Annotated in this window: 13 protein-coding genes; 4 read left to right on the top strand and 9 right to left on the bottom strand. The window is 67.7% G+C overall.

The genetic code is table 11. The annotated features are described in order from the left end of the window. Window positions 1-19 precede the first annotated feature (19 nt). Genes AC4ELH_RS02795 through AC4ELH_RS02770 form a run of 6 tightly spaced genes read right to left on the bottom strand, consistent with a single transcriptional unit; the run spans window position 20 to window position 7,534 of the window. On the bottom strand, window positions 20-1,420 hold the full coding sequence (locus tag AC4ELH_RS02795; RefSeq protein ID WP_498883197.1) for an RsmB/NOP family class I SAM-dependent RNA methyltransferase: 1,401 nt from the start codon (window positions 1,418-1,420) through the stop codon (window positions 20-22). Then, window positions 1,417-2,346 (bottom strand): methionyl-tRNA formyltransferase, encoded by a 930-nt coding sequence (fmt, locus tag AC4ELH_RS02790; RefSeq protein WP_064878005.1) that lies wholly within the window; start codon window positions 2,344-2,346, stop codon window positions 1,417-1,419. The genes AC4ELH_RS02795 and fmt overlap by 4 nt, the downstream gene beginning before the upstream one ends. A gap of 33 nt (window positions 2,347-2,379) precedes the next feature. Then, a complete protein-coding gene (locus AC4ELH_RS02785) occupies window positions 2,380-2,916 on the bottom strand; it encodes a LemA family protein (RefSeq protein ID WP_498883196.1) in 537 nt (178 codons plus the stop codon). Further along, window positions 2,910-4,730 (bottom strand): DUF2207 domain-containing protein, encoded by a 1,821-nt coding sequence (locus tag AC4ELH_RS02780; RefSeq protein ID WP_498883195.1) that lies wholly within the window; start codon window positions 4,728-4,730, stop codon window positions 2,910-2,912. Before AC4ELH_RS02780 ends, AC4ELH_RS02785 begins: the two co-directional genes overlap by 7 nt. A gap of 48 nt (window positions 4,731-4,778) precedes the next feature. Next, on the bottom strand, window positions 4,779-6,779 hold the full coding sequence (locus tag AC4ELH_RS02775; protein WP_463792319.1) for a primosomal protein N': 2,001 nt from the start codon (window positions 6,777-6,779) through the stop codon (window positions 4,779-4,781). Then, window positions 6,776-7,534, bottom strand: a complete 759-nt coding sequence (locus AC4ELH_RS02770) for a lysoplasmalogenase (RefSeq protein ID WP_498883194.1) — start codon at window positions 7,532-7,534, stop codon at window positions 6,776-6,778. The genes AC4ELH_RS02775 and AC4ELH_RS02770 overlap by 4 nt, the downstream gene beginning before the upstream one ends. Here AC4ELH_RS02770 and AC4ELH_RS02765 point away from each other — a divergent pair. After that, window positions 7,497-8,444, top strand: coding sequence for an alpha/beta hydrolase (locus AC4ELH_RS02765; RefSeq protein WP_498883193.1), 948 nt, complete (start codon window positions 7,497-7,499; stop codon window positions 8,442-8,444). The two genes, AC4ELH_RS02770 and AC4ELH_RS02765, sit on opposite strands and share 38 nt — an antisense overlap. Here the strand turns inward: AC4ELH_RS02765 and AC4ELH_RS02760 are convergent. Further along, window positions 8,435-8,998, bottom strand: coding sequence for a cytochrome b (locus AC4ELH_RS02760; RefSeq protein ID WP_064879739.1), 564 nt, complete (start codon window positions 8,996-8,998; stop codon window positions 8,435-8,437). The genes AC4ELH_RS02765 and AC4ELH_RS02760 overlap by 10 nt on opposite strands. Then, on the bottom strand, window positions 8,995-10,074 hold the full coding sequence (locus AC4ELH_RS02755) for a catalase family peroxidase (protein ID WP_498883192.1): 1,080 nt from the start codon (window positions 10,072-10,074) through the stop codon (window positions 8,995-8,997). Before AC4ELH_RS02755 ends, AC4ELH_RS02760 begins: the two co-directional genes overlap by 4 nt. Window positions 10,075-10,162: 88 nt before the next feature. Here AC4ELH_RS02755 and AC4ELH_RS02750 point away from each other — a divergent pair, with 88 nt between their 5' ends. Continuing rightward, the gene (locus tag AC4ELH_RS02750; protein WP_498883191.1) at window positions 10,163-11,428 is read left to right on the top strand and encodes a DUF805 domain-containing protein; all 1,266 of its coding nucleotides are present in this window, start codon (window positions 10,163-10,165) and stop codon (window positions 11,426-11,428) included. Between the two features lie 54 nt (window positions 11,429-11,482). On the opposite strand, the gene AC4ELH_RS02745 is transcribed toward AC4ELH_RS02750, so the two are convergent. Then, window positions 11,483-12,541, bottom strand: a complete 1,059-nt coding sequence (locus AC4ELH_RS02745; RefSeq protein ID WP_498883190.1) for an AraC family transcriptional regulator — start codon at window positions 12,539-12,541, stop codon at window positions 11,483-11,485. A gap of 86 nt (window positions 12,542-12,627) precedes the next feature. Between AC4ELH_RS02745 and AC4ELH_RS02740 the strand changes: the two genes are divergently transcribed. Together AC4ELH_RS02740 and AC4ELH_RS02735 are read left to right on the top strand one after the other, a co-directional pair. Continuing rightward, window positions 12,628-14,007, top strand: coding sequence for a cytochrome P450 (locus AC4ELH_RS02740; protein ID WP_491839037.1), 1,380 nt, complete (start codon window positions 12,628-12,630; stop codon window positions 14,005-14,007). Continuing rightward, a complete protein-coding gene (locus AC4ELH_RS02735) occupies window positions 14,007-15,479 on the top strand; it encodes a flavin-containing monooxygenase (RefSeq protein ID WP_498883189.1) in 1,473 nt (490 codons plus the stop codon). The genes AC4ELH_RS02740 and AC4ELH_RS02735 overlap by 1 nt, the downstream gene beginning before the upstream one ends. Window positions 15,480-15,482 lie beyond the last annotated feature (3 nt).

Raw genomic sequence — 15,482 nt, 5'->3', positions numbered from 1 at the left:
ATGGTCTTCGCGCAAGCGCTCATCCAACCTTCAGGGCTGCACTGAACATCGCATCGGTCCCATGCCGATGCGGCCACAGCTGGACGTGCGGTCCGTCACCGAGGTCGTCGGCCGGGGCAAACAACTCCCGGGTGTCCAGTTGGGTCACCGGATGGCGGCGGACGGCGTCGGCCACCACCCCGACGGTTTCGGCGAGGTGCGGCGAACAGGTCGCGTAGAGGACAACGCCGCCGGGGCGGGTCAGGGCGATGGCCGCCGCCAGCAGTTCACGCTGCAGTTTCGCCAGTCCGGGAACGTCGCCGGGCTGGCGTCGCCACCGCGCCTCGGGCCGTCGGCGCAGCGCACCCAGCCCGGTGCAGGGGGCGTCGACGAGGACGCGATCGAATCCTGGTTCGAGATCCGATTCCCGCCCGTCCACGCGGCGCACGTCGACGTCGAGCCCGCGGGTGTTCTCCTCGACCAGGTCGGCGCGACGCGGCGCGGGCTCGACCGCGGTGACCCTGGCCCCCGAAGCCGCACCGATCGCAGCCAGCAAAGCGGTCTTGCCGCCGGGGCCGGCGCACAGGTCCAGCCAGCGGCCGTTGTCCGGGCCGTCGAGCTCGGCCAGGGTCAGGGCGCGGGCCACCAGCTGGCTGCCTTCGTCCTGCACCTGAGCCGCACCATCGCGCACGGCCGTCAACTGTCCGGGATCACCGCCCGGTAGATAGACGGCATACGGCGAGTAGCGGCCGACGGTGCCATCAGCTTGTTCCGCCAGTTCGGCCGCGGTCAGTGCGGTCGGCCGTGCCGCCAGGTGCACCAGGGGACGCTCGTCGTCACTGGTCAGCAGGGCGTCGAGCTCTCCCGCCCTGGCGCCCAGCGCGTCGGTGAAGGCCTGGGCGATCCACCGCGGGTGGGCGTGCAGGAATGCGGCGTGTCCGACCGGGTCGGTGGCTGCCGGCGGAGCCAGCTGCTCCATCCATTCCTGCTCCGTACTACGCGAGATGGTCCGGAGCACACCGTTGACGAAACCAGCTCGGGCCGTGTCGAATTCGATGCCAGCCTGTTCGACGGTGGTCGACACCGCGGCGTGCGGCTCGACCCTGGTGCGCAGCAGCTGATAGGTGCCCAGACGCAACAGATCGAGCAGCACCGGATCGATCCGCTCGGGTGGACGCCCGGCGGCCGCCTCGATGACTGCGTCGAGTAGTCCCCGGGTGCGACACGCGCCGTACGTCAGCTCGGTGGCGAAGGCCGCGTCGCGGCCCTCGATCCCCCGCTCCCGCAGCAGCGCGGGCAAGGCCAGGTTGGCGTAGGAATCACGCTCCGACACCGCGCGCAGCACATCGAAGGCGGCCCGGCGGGCGGGATCCAGCGGGGTGCGCCGGTGTTGGCGGTTGCGTTGCGGCGGACGGTTGGGACGGTTCGGCCTGTTGCTCATGAGGCGCGCACCGATTCGTCGAGCCGCGCCCCGCGGGCCCAGTCGGTCGCGTTCATGAGTTTCTTTCCGGGCGGCTGGATCTGCCCGAGCCGGACGGGTTGGGAACTGGTACCGACCAGCACCGCGTTGCGTTCGACGCGGATCTCGCCGGGGTCCAACGAATCTTCCGACGGCTCCACCGTGACCGGCCCGACCTTGACCCGCAGGTCCCCGATCATCGTCCACGCACCGGGATTCGGGGTGACGGCGCGGATCCGGCGGTCGATGACGTGGGCCGGCAGATCCCAGCGCACCCGGGCCGACTCCACGGTGATCTTGGGTGCCAGGCTGACTCCGTCGGCAGGCTGCGGCACCGCGGTCAGCGCTCCCTCGGCGATACCGTCCAGGGTCGACTCCAGCAACGCGGCACCCGAATCAGCAAGTCGCCCAAGCAGTTCGCCCGCCGTGTCGGTGTCGCGGACCCGCTCGGTCACCACCCCGTAGACCGGACCGGAATCGAGGGCCGGCTCGATCAGGAACGTCGTCGCTCCGGTCACCTCTTCACCCGCCGCCAGGGAGGCCTGCACCGGAGCGGCCCCGCGCCAGGCCGGCAGCAACGAGAAGTGCAGATTGATCCAGCCGTGCTGTGGCACCGCGAGCAGGCGCTCGCTCAGCAGCGCACCGTAGGCGACCACCGCACAGCAGTCCGGCGCCAGCTCGGACAGCTCGGCGACAAACTCGTCGGAGTTGGGCTTAGCCGGTCGCAGGACCGGTATGTCGTGCTCGAGCGCCAGCTTCGCGACCGGTGACGGAGCGGGTTTCCCGCGGCGCCCGGCGGCGGCGTCGGGCCGGGTCAGGACCGCGACCACATCGTGGCGGGGCGAGTCGATCAGCCGCTGCAACGACGGGAGGGCGGGCTCTGGGGTTCCGGCAAAGACAAGACGCACCCGACCAGTTTAGGGATTCGGAGTGCTGCTTCCCTAATGCGGCGGCCGATAGTACTCCCGCTCGGAGACTCCGGCCAGCGGCGCCAGGTACACCCACGGGATCGTTCCGACGAGCCGGTTGAGGGTGGCCACCGCGTCGTTGTAATACTGCCGGGCGAACGCCAGCTTGTCCTCCGTGTCGGCCAGGTTCTCCTGCAGGTTCAGGAAGTTGGCCGACGAATTGAGTTGCGGGTAGGACGATCCCAGTGCCAGCACGCCGGTCAGCGCGCTGTCCAGATCACGCTCGGCAGCGCTGCGCTGAACCACCGAGGCGCTGCCGGTCGCCGAGGCCAGCGCGGCCTGCGCACCACTGACCCGGCCGAGAACCACCGTCTCATGCGAGGCGAACGTCGCGACGGCCTGAACCAGCGCCGGAATCAGCGCCGCCCGGCGGGTCAGCTCCACATCGATGCCGCCGAGCGCCTCGGCGACGCGCACGTCCGCCGCGCGCAGCTTGTTATAGCCCACGACGAAGCCCACCAACACCGCCACCGCGAGCGCCAGCACCACGACCAACAGCAGTCTCACCATGAGCCGCCCCCTCCCCCTCCACCACCACCGCCCCCGCCTCCACCGGACGACGATGATCCGCCGCTCGACGAAGACGACGACGATGACTGCGAGGCGGTGTACGCCCCGATCGATGATGACAGTGCCGACTCGAAACTGTCGAAATCCGCGCCGCCGGATCCGCCGGCAAAACCGTGGCTGCTGTCCGATGACGATGACGACGAGTCGTACCAATTTGGTTGGGGTGCAGGAGCCCCCATGGTGTCCTGATACTTCTTCGCCCACAGTGCGGCGGCGCCGCCCGCCACCGCGAACGGGATGTAGGCCAGGTACAGGTCCTTGCGCGCGGCGAAATCGAACCTGGACTCAGCCGAATCTGTGGACAGCAGGCGATGAAAACCTTCTGCGCGCGACCATAGTTCCCGACCGGCCGGAGTCCGCCGGGTACCCACGCCCCCGGACCAGCCGCGCAGCGAGCACAGGAAGAACACTGCGAAGGGCAACCCCCACAATGTGATGCCGAACCAGAGGAAGAAACCGGCCAGCGCCGCGAAGAACGCCACCACATTGGCGACGCGGATCCACAATTCCTTACGACGCCTGACCATGAATCCGCCGTCGAGTGCCCACTTCCGCACGGCAACGGCCATGTCGGCCTTGGCCTTGCTGAGCTTCTTCCCCGAAGCCGCGGTGTTCTTGGCGGAGAACTCGGCGCCCACCGACATCACCTTGAGTGCTGCGCCCACGTCGATGGCGACCGGATCCACTCCGGACCACTCGGCCGGCTTGGCCAGGCCCTTGATCTTCCAATGCTTGTCACTGACCTGCCGCAGCTCGACAAGCCCGCGCTCGGCGAGGTGGAACAGCGTCGCGCTGAGCCCGTTCTTCGGAATGGTCTCGGTGCGGATGTACTCGGTCTGCACCGGGCCGAGCCCTTCGGGTGGCGCGTACTGCACCGGGAATCCCGGTGGCGGTTCGACAGTGATGCGCGTCCAGAAGTAGGCGAGCAGGCCCATCCCGACGGCCACCAGCGCGACCCACGCCAGTGCGGTCACCGACCGACCGAGGATGCGGTCCCACGTGTATGGCCACGGCAGGCTCACCTGCGCCGGAGCGGCGATGTCGACTCCGGCGCGCAGCGTCACCGGCGTGTGGGGCTCCAGATTGGTCGCGGACAACCGCACGGTGTTGCCGTCGGTGCGCAGCTCCGTGCACGCACTGCCGACGCCGAATCCGACGCTGCAACCGGCGCCGGTCACCTCCGCCGGCAGGGTGACCGAGATGTCGGCCCGCTCGATCGTGTTGTTCCAGGCGGGCGCGACGACGTTCCAGTAGAACGCCGACCGCGCGTCGGGGTTGCCGGTGTTCGAGGCGAACTGACGGTGAGCGCCGTTGCGTCCCGGGTCGAGGACACCGTCGATCGTGTACCGGATCTCGAAAACGTGGCTGCCCCAGTTCAGCGTCGAGCCCGGGTCGCCGATCTTGGCCACCCGGAACCGTTTACCGGTTTCCCACAACAGTTCATACGGAACCGATGAGCCGTCCATCGTGATCGAGGTGATCTCGGGTATCTGCCGCAGCCGGGAGTTGTTCTGGTTGGCCATATCCCAGTACCGGAAGATGCCGTGCCGCCCGCCGGGAAAATCCCCGGTGATGGTCTCCACCGCGGTCATCCGACCGTCGGCGTCTACGGTGAAATTCGCGCGGTAATCGGTGATCACCACCGGGTCGACGGGGCCGGGGCCCGACGCGGACCCACCCGTGAACACGAGCGGCCACAGCAGACCAAAGGCGATGAGCCCCAACGTGAACAACCACGACCACACCCGGCGCATCGCAGCCTCCTGATTCGGCACTCACCGATAACGGGTGAAGTATCCGCCCTATCCGATGTGGAGCGGGTCGATTTGGATACGACATGGTTGCTGATCTTTGCGCGCGCTGAGCACCGCGGTGGCTCGCCGCAGCGCGGCCGCCAACTCCAGACCACCATCACGCGGCACCCGGACCAGCATCCGGCTCACCTCGGCATCGGACGCCAGTCCCGGCGGGCGGCGGGCGCCGGGCGGCAGTTCCACCGGCCCGAGGACTTCCGCGGTGTCGGGCAGTTGGGCAGTGTCGAGCAGCGCCTCGACCGCGGTCGTCGTCCCGTCGATGGCCGCCATGTGCACCGCCGGCGGCAATCCCACCTCACCGCGGGCATCGAGTTCGGTGTCGGCATGTCCGACCGGATCCCACCGGATCAGCGCCTGCACGGCGGCGATCGCCGACTCAGCGACCACGGCCACCACACCGCCTTCGGTGCGCGGCCGCACCAGGGCCGCCGCCGCCATCCACCGGCGCATCGTGTCCTCGGCGGCCCGCAGATCCTGCCGGCCCAGCAGCGCCCACGCGTCGAGCAACAGGGCGGCGCCGTAGCCGCCGTCGGCCACGGGCTCCGCGCCGGGGGTGCTGACCACCAGGGCCGGGCCGGCCTTCACCGCATCGACCACGGCGTCGCCGCCGGAGGTGATCACCGACGTGCCGGGAAAGGCCCGGCCCAGCTCTTCGGCCGTCCGCCGGGCCCCGACCACGACCGCCCGCACCGCATCCGAACCGCAACGCACACAACGCAATGCTGGCTCGGCCCGGCCGCACCAGCGACATTCGGCAGCCGCGCTCCCCCGGTCCGGCAGGGCCAGCGGGCCCGTGCAGTGCCGGCAGCGTGTCACCGCGCGGCATCGCGCACAGGCCAACGCGGGCACGTAACCGCGCCGCGGAACCTGGATGAGCACCGGGTGCTGCGCCTGCAACGCCGAGCGGGCCGCCTGCAGTGCCATGGACGGCAGCCGCGCGCTGTGGGCGGCGGGATCGCGTTCCTGGGCATAGCCGCTGTCTTCCAAGGCGACGACTCGCGGTGCGGCGGCCCGCACCACCGGCCGCGCCGCCACCACATCGTGGGCCCAGCGGGTCCGCACCAGCGCCTGTGCCTCGGCGCTGCGCGCGTAGCCACCGATGATCGCGGCACAGCGCAGCTGGTGGGCGCGCAGCATGGCGACCTCGCGGGCGTGCGGATAGGGCGCGCGCGGCTCGGCGAGGTTGTCGTCGCCGTCGTCCCACACCAGGACCAGGCCGAGGTTGGCCACGGGGGCGAACACCGCACTGCGGGTGCCGATCACCACCTGAGCCTGTCCTCGAAGCGCCGCCAGCCAGCGGCGGTACCGGGCCGAGGGGCCCAATCCGGCCGACAATGCCACCACCCGTGACGCCGGTATCTGTTGGGTCGCTGCGGCATACAGCGCGTCCACATCGCGCTGATCGGGTACGACAGCGACCACCCCCAGCCCCGCGTTCACCGCCACCGCGGCCGCCTCGGCCAGCCTCAGTGCCCAGTTCTCGCCGGGCAGTGCCTGCCATGCCGCGCGCGCCGCGCGACCCTCACCGACCGCAGTCAGGAACTGTTCCCCGCGGCCGTAGCGGGCCCAGGCGCTGGTGTCCACCGGGACGGCCGTGACGGGTTCCGGTTCCTCCGCGGTCTGCTTCTCGACCCTGGCGTGACGCGGAGGCACCGCCAGGCGCAGCACATCCGCACGGGTGCCGGCGTAGCGGGCGGCGACGGCATCGACGAGCCGCCGGACCTCGGGGGTGAGCACCGGCTCCGGCGAGACCACCCGATCGAGCCAGCCGAGCTTTCCGGTGTGGTCGGTGTCGGAGCGTCGTTCCAGGAGGTAAGCGTCGACCAGCCTGCCGTTGAACCGCACCCGGACCCGCACACCGGGCTGGGCGTCGTCGGATTGCTCCTCCGACACCAGATAGTCGAACTCCCGGTCCAGGTGCGGAACCGTGAGCAGAGGAAGCACCCGCGCAATGGGCTCGTGTTCGGCGGCGCGGCGGGTGATCGTCACTGTGCAGGTTTAGCAGGAGGTTGTGTCGGGCGCCCGAAGAACAGTCCTGCCGTGATCAGCACCAGTGACGCCGCGTAGCCGAACCAGATCGGGACGGCGAGCAGTTGATCGCCGCGCACGAACTGGCTGATGCCGATCATGGCGTCCGACGCCGCGAAGCACACGCCGCCGAGAGCGGTCCACGGAGTGGGCAGCTGGGCCAGCAACGCGGTGGACACCATGGCTCCGAGCACCGCGATGTAGGCGACGACCGGGACGGCCATCCCCTGTTCGACGAGCCGGGGCCAGAACCAGGTCAGCAGCGCCACGCAGGCGAGGATGGTGACGGCCACCGCGATCAGCCGCGGGGTGGAACGCCGCGCCAGCGGCACCAGCACGCCCAGAAAGCACAGGTGCGCAACCAGGAATGCCGCGAGCCCCAAGACAAAGGACGGCTCCCACCACGGGATGGCGAGCAGGAAGTCGCCGAGTGCGGAGAACAGCAGCGCACCGATGAGCCAGCGCCGTTCCCGAACGATCGGATGGGCGCACGCGGCCGCAGCCAGCAGGACCGCTGTGAGCGCCTTCACCGCAGGTTGGAGGGTGAATTGCCCCGTCAGGTCGGCTCCCGTCGGCAACCGCGTCGCCGTGACGATCAGGAACACCCCGTAGCCCGCCGCGACGACCGCGGCCACCACCCACAGCCACACCGTGACGCGGTGTGCGTACGGTTGCGGAATGTCCGTTGCTGACGAGAAACCAGCTGTCGATGCCATCCTGCAGAAGGTACTGGAGGCAGTGCCGTTCCAACTGTCGACCGACATCGGTGTCGAGGAGGCCCGCCGCCAGTTCAGTGAGATTCCGCGGTTGCCGGTCCATCCCGATGTGAAGACCGAGGACCGTGAGATCCCCGGGCCGGCCGGCCCGATCCCGGTTCGGGTGTACCGACCGCCGACCGCCGACGGCACGACGCTGCCGGTCGTGGTGTTCATCCATGGCGGCGGCTGGGCACTGGGGGACCTGGACAGTTACGACGGCACCGCCCGCCAGCATGCCGTCTCCGCCGACGCCGTCGTGGTGTCGGTGGAGTACCGGCTGGCCCCCGAGCACCCCTACCCCGCCGCCGTGGACGACGTGTGGGCGGCGACGCAGTGGGTGGCCGCCAACGCCGCTGAACTGGGCGTCGACGCCGACCGGATGGCCGTGGCCGGCGATTCGGCGGGTGGCAATCTCAGCGCCGTCGTGGCGCAGCTGATTCGTGACGCCGGTGTTCCAGGGCTGCGCTTCCAGCTGCTCTGGTACCCGGCCACCACCTGGGACACCAGCCTGCCGTCGTTCACCGAGAACGCCGAGGCACCGATCCTGGGGCTCGATGCCGTCACAGGATTCTCCCGCTGGTACGCCGGGCATGTGGATCTGTCAGACCCGCCGGCCACGTTGGTGCCGGCCCGTGCGGCGGACCTTTCCGGACTCGCACCCGCCTATGTCGCGGTGGCCGGGCACGACCCGTTGCGTGACGACGGCATCCGTTACTCCGAGATGTTGTCTGCTGCCGGCGTTCCCGTGCAGTTGGACCACGCCGAGACTCTGGTGCATGGCTACCTCGGCTACGTCGGTGTGGTCCCGGCAGCAACCGAATCGTTCGACCGGGCGATGGTCGCGCTACGAGCAGCCCTTCACGACTGACCGTTTCTGCTGGGCCACAACGACATTCGACGGAGTATCCCGTCGCGTAGCGCCAGGGTGTGGAACAAGACGGCGCAGATATGTGCAGTGAAGGTCGCGAACAGCAGGTAGGCGGCCACGGTGTGGGCGGTACGCAAGGCCGCGTACAGGGTGATGTTGTGCGGGGCGATCGCCGGAAGGTGCAGCGCCCCGACCAACACGACCGGCGACTGGGCGGCCGACAGCATCGCCCACCCGATCAACGGTTGCGCCAAAAGCAATGCGTACAGCAGGTATTCGGAGTAACTGGCGATACGGCGTTCCAACGGGCCCATCGTCGCCAGGAACGGCGGCAACCGGCGGGTGAGCCGGTTGACCAACCGAACGATCGCGAACACCAGGATGGCGATGCCCAGCGGCCGGTGGATCGCGAGCAACAACGGGTAGTAGCTGAGCGCCGCGATCATGGTGACGCCGATGAAGAACTGTGCGATCACCATGACCGCCATCGACCAGTGCAGCAGCCGGGCCGCCAGGTTGAACTTCGTGATCGGCGGCTTCGTTTCGGTGGTCATCGCGCACCCCCGGGGACGACGACTGCGCTGGGCGACTTGGGTTCTCGGGCCCGTCGGTTGAACGAGCGGGCATAGACCGCCGACCGTGCGCTCGGCAGTGGATCGTCGGAGACGGCCAGTCCGTCGGGCAGCACGAGCGGGTCGAAGTTGATGTCGCGGGCGTTGCCGGGGGCCTCGGTCTGCACGGCGTCGATGGTGATGGTGCCCGCATCGACGGTGGCGCGGTTCTGCGGCCACGGCAGGGTGGCGTCATGGGTGGGGTCGGTGGGGTCGGCCAGGGTGAGGATGAGCTTCCAGCTGACCGGGCCACGGGCAACGGTGTCGATGAGTGCGTCGAAGAGGACGTTCCTGTCGTCGCCGTGGGGCTGCCCGGCGGGCGGCTCCCCTGTTATCGGCACGGCTGCCCACCGGATCGCCGTCGTCTCGCCCTGGGCATCGGTGGCTCGGAACGCGTTGAGGCCGCGGTACGTACTGTCGGCGAACCCTGCACTCGGCGGAGCCTGCTTGATGATCTTCATCGCCGCGGCGGTCTCCGGGTGGTCGGCCAGGAACGCCGCCATCGCCTGCGGATCCGCCTTGCCGGTCTCTGGAACGGGACGCGAGGCCAGCATCCGGTCATAGAAGCCCCGCGGGGTGCTGTCGGGGAACACCGGAAGATTCACCATCGCGACGCGCCACTGCTCGCCGTCGGGCAACCGGAACATCAGACCCAGTCCCCTTACCGTGTCGGGTTTGTCGGGTTGATCGGGCAGCCCCCCGGACAGCGAGAACCGTCCGACGACGGGCACCGTGCCGGGTTTGAACACCGCCGCCCTGCTCACCTGGGCGCCCGCGCCCGTGCTGGTGAACGTTCCCGTCGCGGCCAGACCCTTGGCGTGGTTGCGGCGGAATCCCTTGTGAAGGCCGGAGACCTGCTCGAAGCGGTCGGCGAAATCTGCCGGTGTCAGCGCGTCGGGCCGTAGCCAGCCCGCTGCTTCGGCGAGCCCGCCCACCCCCACGGCCACCACACCACCGACCGCAGCCAGCCCCAGCAGCGTTCTCCTGCGGTTGAGCTCCGGAACGTCATCGGATCCCATCGTGATCGCACCCCTTTTCGCCGCCGGACCCCGTCCAGTGTGAAACGGAATGCGGCCACGGGCCGTTCAATCGGATAAGTGTGACGCCGTGTCGGGTTGTACCCGGACATGGCAGAACATTGCATGCATTGCTTGGCGCAACGGTGCTAGCGTCCGCGGTGATCTCAGCCGTCAGTTGACGGGACGGCGGAACCGGACGGTTCCGCGCACAACCAAATATCGAGCAGAGGAACCAATGACCCGCAACGAGGAAACCTCGTCCGGCACGGAGTACCCATCCGAGCCACTCGGCGCGACCGATCCGCGCGACCTCACGCTGCCGCTGTATGGAGCATCATTCGGACAGGCAATCTCGCGCTTCTTCCGCAGCTACGCCCGCTTCTCCGGCCGCGCGTCACGCAGCGAGTATTGGTGGGTCCAGCTGGCAGTCGCAGTAGCCACCGTTTTCTGCTTGGCCATCGTCGCCGTAGCCGGTGATCCCAGCACGCTCGGGCGCTTGTCCCTTGTACCCGTGGCGGTATTCGTACTAGTCTGCGCGGTTCCAAGCTGGGCACTCATGGTCCGTCGACTCCATGACGCCGACTTGTCAGGATGGATGTCCCTACTATTCCTGTTGCCCTACATCGGATCCGTGTTCCCGATCATCTTCGGCGTGCTGCCTGCCAAGCCGCTTGGTGAGCGCTTCGACCGGCGTGATGACTACGATGATGACGACGATGACGATTCGGCCCCCGGATGGGACGCAATCGATGCCGCCTTCGCGCGGCTGTACCCAGGACTGGGCAATGTCGCACCTCACTTCGGCCGCACCGATGCACGCTTGCCCGGCCAGGGAATTTGGGGAATCACCGCGTACCCGAATACGGCTGCCCCACAGCCACACTGGCATCTGGTCACCTACGGGTTCTCCAACGTGTTCGCGTCCGATCCATCGTCCGACGAGGATGACACCTGGGCAGACTATGAGTGGACCTTCCGGGTGGCCGCCGACATCGACCTCACCCAACCGCTGCCAGCACAAGTCCCCACCTGGTCGCTGCGTCTCCTCCAACGGCTGGGTGACCTGGTTTTCAGCGGGACAGATGCGCTGGACATCGGTCACCGCATCAAGGTCGGTGGCCCGATCACGCTCGGTGATCCCCAAACCGACCTGACCGCAATCATGTTCGTCGAAGACCCTCAACTCCCGCCGGTCGACACCGGCGGGGGCCGCCTGCGCTTCGTACAGCTTGTCGGAGTTACCGACGACACGGTCACCGCCGCACAAGCGCTTGACAACGGCGTCGCGGGCACGCTTCAGGTACTCGAGAAGATGGCCGAGACCAATCCCCTACTCGTTACTGACATCAAGTAATCCGCGGCAACATGACCGTGCCGCGCAGGGGGCCACGGGCGCCCTGCGCCCGATTCACATGTGTGCCACGGCGTGAAACGCACTGGGCGGCATGCCGTGCCAGCGTTTGAACGCATGGCAGAACGTCGAGGTCTCGCTGTAGCCGAGACGTCGCGAAACCTCCTCGACCGTCAGCCCGACGCTGCACAGCAGATCGACGGCGAGCGCCGACCGGGCCTCGTTGACCAGTGCCCGGAACGTGGTTCCCTCGTCGGCCAGGCGACGTCGCAGGGTTCGCGGATGGACACCGAGTTCCGCGGCGATCTCTGGCAGTGCCGGAATGCGGCCGGGGTCGCGAAATAGCTTGCTGCGCACCACTGCAGTGATCCCACGGCGCTGCTCGTAGCGCTGCATCAGCACATCGCACTGGGCGATGCACAGATCGAGGGTGTACGGATCGGCTTGCGGCAGGGGCTCGTCCAGCATGGCGCGAGGGAAGTGCAGTCGGGAGTGGGCACGGCCGAACGCCACGTCCGGGAGCGGCATCAGGGCAAGTAACGGCTGCAGTACGTGCTCGTCGATAGACACCTCGGCGAATATGCGGTCGGCGTACTGGGCCACCACCGGAGCGGCGAAACTTGCTGTCGTGGCAACAATTCCGGCTACATCACGTTCGATGAAGAAGCGCTGGACGTCGCCGGGTAGGTGCCCCACGTTGAGTTCCATTACGCATTCGTCGACGCCCTCGAACAATTGAAGATCGATCTGCAGCGTGGTCAGGGCGAAGTAACGCATCCCAATGCTGAACAATTCGCGCAACGTGGCACACGACATGACCGCGAACCCGAACAGGCCCATGTGTGTCAGCGCCGACCTGCCACCAACATCGACCCCCAATCCGGGCGCGTCGGGCAGCCTAGCCTGCAGGTGACGGACCGCCAGGATCTCGTCATGTGCGCTGATCACACAGTCGGGATCATCGAGGTCTGCCGGCGTGATGCCGGTGCCGGCCAGGACGTGCGCCGCCGGGACCCCGCGCTCGACCGCCACCTCGCACAGCACGCGGGTGGCGTGGATCGGATGGCAGACATCGGCCGACCACGTCGACCGCGAGATCGATCCCGACCTGACCATTGGCTCCCCACCCGCTGTCCCAAAATCCCAACTCTGTGTCCGATAGTCCCATTCCCCGCTCCCCATGTCATTCATACGCTGGATTCATGGCGGCACCGGCGGCACGACTGAGCACGTGGACCATGACCCGCGAGGCGATCACGGTCGGATTCAGCACCGACAGCGGCTTTCTGACCCGGACACAGGGCCGGGACATCACCCGATACCGCTGCGCAGGAAGACGTTTCGTATCGATCGCACATCCTGACTACATCGACCACGTGCTGCATCAAGCACGCCTTCGCTACGTCAAATCGAACGAGTACGAGCCGATCCGTGCCGCGGCGGGGATAAACCTGCTGACCGACGAGGGCGACTCCTGGGCCTACCACCGGGCGGCCCTGAACCCGACGTTCGCGCGTCGTCATCTCAACGACATCGTCGACCTGATGATCGCCCCGATCGCGCGAGCCACCGACGAGCTCGCCGAGGGCGGTGACGGTGTCCGGTTCGACATGCATGCCGCCATGGTGGAAACCACTCTGCGGGTCGTCTCCAACGCCCTGTTCAGTCAGGATTTCGGACCGATCGTGCACAGCATGCGAGACCTCACCACACGAGGGCTCAGGCGCACCGAGAAGCTGGCCCGGCTGGGCCTGCTGGGCCTGCTCCCTCGCCCGGTGTACGACGCCATGGCGGCGAGCACGTATTCCGGGATCCCGCTGCCGCCTCCGCTGCGCGAAGGCCAGCGCATCGCCCTGGCCCTGGATACCGCGGTGAACGCCGTGCTCGACGAACGTCTGTCCCACCCCACCGAATCGGCCGACCTGCTCAACGTGTTGTTCCGCGCGGACAATGGAACCTGGCCGCGGCAGCGGGTCCGCGACGAAGCGCTGACATTCATGCTCGCGGGGCACGAGACAACGGCCAACGCGATGTCGTGGTTCTGGTACCTGATGGCACGCCACCCCGACGCCCGGGACCGGATGCTGGCCGAGGTGGATTCCGTGCTGGGAGCGGGCCGTCCGACGGCAGGCGATCTGACCCGGATGCCGTGGACCACTGCGTGTCTACAGGAGTCGCAGCGTTGTCACTCCGCGGTATGGATCATCGCGCGCGAGGCGGTCGAGCCCGATGAAATCGACGGCCACCATATTCGTCCGGGCACGACGGTCATCATCCCGATTCATCAGATCCACCACGACAAACGATGGTGGCCCGATCCGGACACCTTTGACCCCAATCGATTTCTCGGTGACGCCGCCAAGAGCCGGCCGCGCTCGGCCTACCTGCCGTTCGGCGGCGGGCGCCGGATCTGCATCGGCCAGAGTTTCGCCCTGATGGAGATGGTGTTGATCGCCGCGATCATGAGCCAGAGGTTCGTTTTCGATCTCGATCCTGGCCACTCGGTGGAGATGGAGGCTACGTTGACATTGCGACCCAAATACGGCGTCCACATGATCGGACGCAGCCGAGAGGTGGCTTGATGCCCGACTTTCACACGCTCATCATCGGCGCCGGATTCTCCGGCATCGGCTCGGCCATCGCGCTGGACAAGGCCGGCCTGCACGACTACCAGATCCTGGAGGCCGGGGACGGCGCCGGCGGGACCTGGTTCTGGAACACCTATCCCGGTGTGGCCGTGGATATCCCGTCGTTCTCCTACCAGTTTTCGTTCGAACAGTCGCAGGATTGGTCCCGCACCTACGCCCCCGGGAACGAGTTGCGCGCCTACGCCGACACCTGCGTCGACAAATACGGCCTGCGGCCCCGGATTCGGTTCAACGCCACCGTCGCACGTGCAGTCTTCGACGACGACGAGAACCTGTGGCGGGCTGAACTAGAGTCGGGCGAGATACTCACGGCGCGATTCCTGGTCAACGCCAGCGGCGTGCTGACCATCCCGAAGCTGCCGGAGATCGACGGCGTGGACTCCTTCGCCGGGACCACCGTGCACACCGCCCGCTGGGACCACAACCAGGATCTCACCGGCAAACGGGTGGCGATCATCGGCACCGGCGCCTCTGCGGTCCAGGTGATTCCCGAGATCGCCCCGACGGTCAAGCAGCTCACCGTCTTTCAACGGACGCCTATCTGGTGCTTCCCCAAGTTCGACGTGCCGATCCCACCGGTCGCGCGCGGGCTGATGCGGCTGCCCGGCGGCCGGACGCTGCACCGGCTGATCAGCCAGGCGTACGTGGAATTCACCTTCCCGCTGGCCGCGCAGTACTTCACCATCAACCCCTTCGCCAAGCGGGCCGGCGCGGCCGGGCGGGCCTATCTGCGCCAACAGGTGCGTGATCCCGAGGTACGCGACAAACTCACACCGCGGTATGCGGTGGGATGTAAACGACCAGGCTTCCACAACAGCTATCTGGCCACCTTCAACCGGGACAATGTCCGGTTGGTCACCGAGCCGATCGACAAGATCACCGGATCCGGTGTCGCGACGACTGACGGGGAGAGCCACGACGTCGACGTGCTCATCCTCGCCACCGGCTTCAAGGTGATGGATGTGGATGCGTTGCCCTTCGAGATCGTGGGGTCGGGCGGACAGTCACTCAGCGAGTTCTGGATGCAGCACCGGATGCAGGCCTACGAAGGAGTCAGCGTCCCCGGCTTCGCCAACTTCTTCTCGGTGATGGGCCCGTACGGCTACGTCGGGTCGTCGTACTTCGCATTGATCGAGGCCCAAACCCGGCATCTGGTGCGGTGTATCGCGCAGGCGGACCGTCGTGCGGCCCGCCGCGTCGAGGTCCGCCGGGAGGCCAACGACCGGTATTTCGCGGAGATGATGCGCAAGCGTCACCGCCAGATCTTCTGGCAGGACAGCTGCAACCTGGCCAACAGCTACTACTTCGACCGCAACGGTGACGTGCCGCTCAGGCCCGCCACCACAGTCGAAGCCTACTGGCGCAGCAGGACTTTCGACCTCGACGACTACGCGTTCACCTCCTAGCTC

The sequence above is a fragment of the Mycobacterium shunyiense genome, assembly GCF_058270075.1.
This window is presented reverse-complemented; position numbering and strand designations above follow the sequence as displayed.

Coding starts and splice junctions, on each gene's coding strand:
- AC4ELH_RS02760 (WP_064879739.1), bottom strand. CDS start 8,998: ATGACCACCGAAACGAAGCCGCCGATCACGAAGTTCAACCTGGCGGCC.
- AC4ELH_RS02740 (WP_491839037.1), top strand. CDS start 12,628: ATGGCGGCACCGGCGGCACGACTGAGCACGTGGACCATGACCCGCGAG.
- AC4ELH_RS02755 (WP_498883192.1), bottom strand. CDS start 10,074: ATGGGATCCGATGACGTTCCGGAGCTCAACCGCAGGAGAACGCTGCTG.
- AC4ELH_RS02780 (WP_498883195.1), bottom strand. CDS start 4,730: ATGCGCCGGGTGTGGTCGTGGTTGTTCACGTTGGGGCTCATCGCCTTT.
- AC4ELH_RS02770 (WP_498883194.1), bottom strand. CDS start 7,534: ATGGCATCGACAGCTGGTTTCTCGTCAGCAACGGACATTCCGCAACCG.
- AC4ELH_RS02745 (WP_498883190.1), bottom strand. CDS start 12,541: ATGGTCAGGTCGGGATCGATCTCGCGGTCGACGTGGTCGGCCGATGTC.
- AC4ELH_RS02735 (WP_498883189.1), top strand. CDS start 14,007: ATGCCCGACTTTCACACGCTCATCATCGGCGCCGGATTCTCCGGCATC.
- AC4ELH_RS02795 (WP_498883197.1), bottom strand. CDS start 1,420: ATGAGCAACAGGCCGAACCGTCCCAACCGTCCGCCGCAACGCAACCGC.
- AC4ELH_RS02785 (WP_498883196.1), bottom strand. CDS start 2,916: ATGGTGAGACTGCTGTTGGTCGTGGTGCTGGCGCTCGCGGTGGCGGTG.
- AC4ELH_RS02765 (WP_498883193.1), top strand. CDS start 7,497: ATGTCCGTTGCTGACGAGAAACCAGCTGTCGATGCCATCCTGCAGAAG.